Source organism: Bacteroides sp., assembly GCA_036351255.1.
In the GTDB taxonomy this organism is placed as follows: domain Bacteria; phylum Bacteroidota; class Bacteroidia; order Bacteroidales; family UBA7960; genus UBA7960.
In genome coordinates this window covers 1-4,617 of sequence record JAZBOS010000056.1, presented here as the reverse complement: position 1 = coordinate 4,617, position 4,617 = coordinate 1, and the positions used below count along the sequence as shown (strand labels likewise).

At 42.4% G+C, this 4,617-nt stretch carries 3 protein-coding genes; 1 reads left to right on the top strand and 2 read right to left on the bottom strand.

Features of this window, described 5'->3' with window-relative positions:
- Nucleotides 1–319 precede the first annotated feature (319 nt).
- On the bottom strand, nucleotides 320–1,438 hold the full coding sequence (locus V2I46_05585) for a Fic family protein (GenBank protein MEE4176963.1): 1,119 nt from the start codon (nucleotides 1,436–1,438) through the stop codon (nucleotides 320–322).
- A 709-nt stretch (nucleotides 1,439–2,147) separates the two neighbouring features.
- On the opposite strand from V2I46_05585, the gene V2I46_05580 reads away from it, so the two are divergent.
- Nucleotides 2,148–3,194, top strand: a complete 1,047-nt coding sequence (locus V2I46_05580; protein ID MEE4176962.1) for a fibrobacter succinogenes major paralogous domain-containing protein — start codon at nucleotides 2,148–2,150, stop codon at nucleotides 3,192–3,194.
- A 637-nt stretch (nucleotides 3,195–3,831) separates the two neighbouring features.
- On the opposite strand, the gene V2I46_05575 is transcribed toward V2I46_05580, so the two are convergent.
- A partial coding sequence (locus V2I46_05575; GenBank protein ID MEE4176961.1) for a S41 family peptidase occupies nucleotides 3,832–4,617 on the bottom strand: 786 nt, incomplete at its 5' end.

Below are 4,617 nucleotides of genomic sequence, written 5' to 3'. Positions count from 1 at the left end.
TTGTCATGGTTGTCATTGTTATCATTGTTGTCGGGGTTTTGGAATTGCAGGCACGGACTCCCCCTTTGGAGGGGGTTGGGGGGAGGTCCTTTTTTCAGGGCATTTTTCTCCACAAATTCACCCAAATTTTAAGTCAATGAACACAAATGGAGAATGTGCTAATGTGCTGATATGCTGATATGATAATGTGCTGATTAGCAAACTTTCTTGCCAAAAGCTAATAGCTAAAAGCTAAAGGCCAACAGCCAAAAGCTAATAGCTAAAAGCTAAAGGCCAACAGCCAAAACCTAATACCCGATACCCGACACCCAAAAAACCATTAACCATTAATATCCAATTGGTAATGGGTGCTTCGCCCTCCCGCTTCTTCTTTTTTCAAAACGCCCTTGCTCAGCAAATCGTTGATGTCGCGAATGGCCGTGTATTTCGAGCATTTTGCAATTTTTGCCCATTTCGAAGAGGTCAGCTTCCCCTCAAAGCCATCCAGGAGCTTATTTATCAGCTTTTTCTGTCTTTCATTGAAGATAGTCCTTGCGTGTTGGTTCCAGAAATCAGCCTTGACCAGGACACGCGTAAGAATTGAATCTGACGCATGCAAAGCATGGATCAGGCATTGCAAAAACCATTGAATCCAATCCGTAATATCCAGATCTCCTTTTTGTGTTTTTTCAAGGATGGCATAATACGCTTTTCTTTCCTGCCTGATTTGAGCCGACATGCTGTAAAACCGTTGTTTGCTTTTATCTGACCGGGCCAGCAACAGATCAGCCAGCGCCCTGGCCATGCGGCCATTCCCATCCTCAAACGGGTGAATGGTGACGAACCAAAAATGGGCTATGGCAGCTTTGATCACCAGGTCTGCTTGATCCTTATTGTTGAACCATCGCAAGAATTCCTTCATTTCCTTTTCCACCAGATCAGAATGAGGGGCCTGAAAATGCACTCTCTCCTTTCCCATTGCCCCTGATACGACATGCATGGGTCCCGTGGTATCCTTACGCCAGCCGGCAACGGTAATTTTCTGCATGCCACTTCTTCCTGCAGGAAACAAAGCAGCGTGCCAGTCAAAAAGCCTTTCGCGGGTTAAGGGTTCAAAACAATTTTGCGTGGCATCAAGCATCATATCCACCACCCCATCCACGTTCCGGTCAGAGTCCACGGAGCCTGCAATCTCAATTCCCAGACGCCTGGCAATGGACGAACGAACCTCCTCAGGATGAAAGATTTCCCCTTCAATTTCCGATGTTTTAATGACGTCCAGGGTCAGGGTTTCAAGCACTGCCTCATTTCTCAATTCAAAACCCAGCGATTCCATTTTCCCCATTAAGCGGCCCTGAAGATTTCTTGCTTCACCAAGCAAAGGGACAAGGTCTTCAATCCTCCATCTGAAGTTCGGCCATTGGGGATGCTGATGGATATAGGCAATCATTCGTTTCATATTTTGCAACGAATATACACATTAATCGTTGCATAAAAAAATTATTCGTTGCATATTTTGCAACAAAGAATCAAGTGGGTTTCTGGTTTAAGGTTTAAGAGCTTGTCCGCTAGCCAGCGGATTCAAGGTTAAGGGATTTCTCAACTTTTCAACTTTTCAACTTTTCAACTATTCAACTTTTCAACTTTTCAACTAATCAACGGGTCATTTTTTTCTCCACAAATTCACCCAAATTTTAAGTCAATGAACACAAATGGAGGATGTGCTGATGTGCTGATTTGCTGATGTGATAATGAGCCGATTACCTGAAACCCGGAACCTTAAACCTTAAACCCGAAACCTTAAACCTTGAACCTTGAACCTTGAACCTTGAACCTGAAACCTTAAACCTTGATCCCTCCGGTTTTCTTGAGAAACGATAAAAACGATAAAAACGATAACTTTCTCTTTTCTGCGGCTCCCCTGTTCCCCCGCTGAGAAATTATCAATATTATCAATATTATCAATATTGTCACTTCCTCTTTTTGATGATATCGGTGTGACAACCCAGTCCACCTGACTCCTGAATTGACTATTTAAATTGAACAAGCATTAAGTTTTTGCCGTTTAATGATTTCATTTTTACTGGCATTAAATACCCGGTTCAAAATTTATTTTTATCAAAATACATTAGCCTTGAATTAAAGCTGTGTCAAAGACTTCAACTTCTATGAAAAATAATAAATTCAAGAAATGTATTTTTCTGGTTATCCTTTCCTTTTCGGGTCTGTTTTTCCCTTCTTGCCAGGAAGAAGAGCCTGTCTTATTCCCCCCCACCCTGATCACTTTTGAAGCAACGGAAATCACAGCTAAAAGTGCCAGTAGCGGAGGAAATATTACGGATGACGGGGGCACCCCCATCATTGCAAGAGGTTTAGTTTGGAGCCATTCAGCCAACCCTACGCTTGAGCAAAATGAAGGCATTACCTCTCAGAATGCCGGAACAGGAACCTTCGCCAGCAAGCTCGCCAATCTTTTGCCAAAAACCACTTATTATGTCAAGGCCTATGCCACCAACAGCGCAGGAACTGTTTATGGCAATGAAATAATGTTTGAAACCCTTGAGGGGCTTACCGATATTGATGGCAATGTATACAATACGGTTACGATCGGAACCCAGGTTTGGATGGCCGAAAACCTTAAAACTACAAGGTATAGTAATGGCGACCCCATTGGCACCACCCAGCCGGTTTCATTAAACATTACCGAAGAAGACCTGCCAAAATACCATTGGCCAGCCGGCGGCAACGAGGGTAATGTGGCATTATACGGAAGGCTATACACCTGGCACGTGGTGAACGACAGCCGAAATGTTTGCCCTGCAGGTTGGCATGTACCAAGCGAAACAGAGTGGACCACCATGGAAAACTACCTGGTTGCCGGTGGATTTAACTTTGACAATACCAGCAGTGGCAACAAAATTGCAAAAGCTTTGGCCTCTGCTTCCGGATGGGCGGGTTCAACAACAGCTGGCGCGGTGGGTAATAATGATTTCCCTGAAAAAAGAAATGCCACGGGTTTCACAGCACTTCCGGCAGGGATGCGCTACAGCAGTGGCAACTTCGACTATATGGGAATATACGCTTACTGGCGCTCTTCCGGCGATGTTGATGAAACCAGCGCCTGGAGCCACTACCTGTTTTACGATAGCAGTAGCTCGCAACGTATTGTTTTCGGGAAAAAAGCCGCTTTTTCCATTCGTTGCGTTAAAAACTAAAACCCAAATTTCTCTTTGGAATATGATAGCTTTCTTAGCTCCTCTATGATTTGACTTTCATAAAGGCGCACGTTCATTTGGTTATTCTGCCTGTCATTTACCGAAAAAGATCCCACCCCGCCCAGGACATCAATAGGCCCGGCGTTTATGCCGGGTGCCCAGAATGAACCCTGGTTCGGGGGCTTTAGCCCAAACCTTTTCCTATTTGGGTTAAAACCCCCTGAGGGTGTAATGCCCTCGATCCCATAGCCTCAAGGCTAAGGCTATTGATTTCAGGCCATCCCGAAATCAGTATGCAGGGCATTATTGCTAAGGGAAAATAAGGAAATAAGGTTAAGGTTGAGATTAAGGTTGAGGTTGATGTTGATGTTGATGTATAATCGCTTGTTTATTAAGGTAATAAGCTGAAGCAACCAGGTCCGTCTTAACCTAATTACCTTACTAACCAGGGCCATCCAAATGGTTCTTTTAACCTTACTCCCTTATGAATCAATGGTTTATTTTAACGTTTCGTATATGGAAAGTAGGCGATTGCGGGCTTCAAACTTATCAAGCCGTTACAATTTTGAAGCGGGCTACAAACCTTGATTTTACTGCTATCCCGGCTATTATTTTTATACATTGTTAAGCAGCGTAATTATTTCCTTTCCTTATTTTCTCTAATCAATTTTAAAGTGTATTCTAATGTGTATTCTTTATCCAAAAGTAAATCATCGATTGTTGGTGTTACGGGATAATCAGGAAACACTCCATTGACATCGTCATTATTGTGGCAAGCCATATAAACTTTCGAGAGAGCTGTTATACAAAACATTTTTGTTTCGGGTAACATAAATTGGTCCTGATCACCATTGCTTACCAATGGTTGTCCGGTTTCTTCTCCTACCAAAAATGCACTCTGGTAACACCTTGCTGCTGAGGAGAAACTTGTTGCAGCAGAGTACGACAAAGGCCCTGTTAAAATATAAGTTGAACCGGTGAACCGCCTTTCACGAGCAGAGATATGGCTTGAATATTCCTCAATAAAATAACCTTCCTGAATATATCCCTTTGATTTTTTGTCCTCAATAAATTCCTTCGTTGAGGAGCTTATTTTTATCATTTTTTTCTCGAGCATGCCATATGGTTTATCCGTAAAATATGACATCAGCGAATCTGCAAGGTCTGTTAAACCGCCACCACTGAGATTATCTATAATCAAATAATTTATTTGTTTTTCAGAGATTACTGTAAAAGCAGAATCCATAAACTGCATGAAATCTTGCGGTGGCATAAACATTCTAAAATATATATAGGCGATATCATCATCATAAAAACGCAACTCAAATTTTGGTTTTGATACCTCCTGAAAGGCATCCCAATTAGTCCCATTCAGATTGTATTCAGTTTTATTTACAGTAATTTCAAAATCAGAAAACGAACC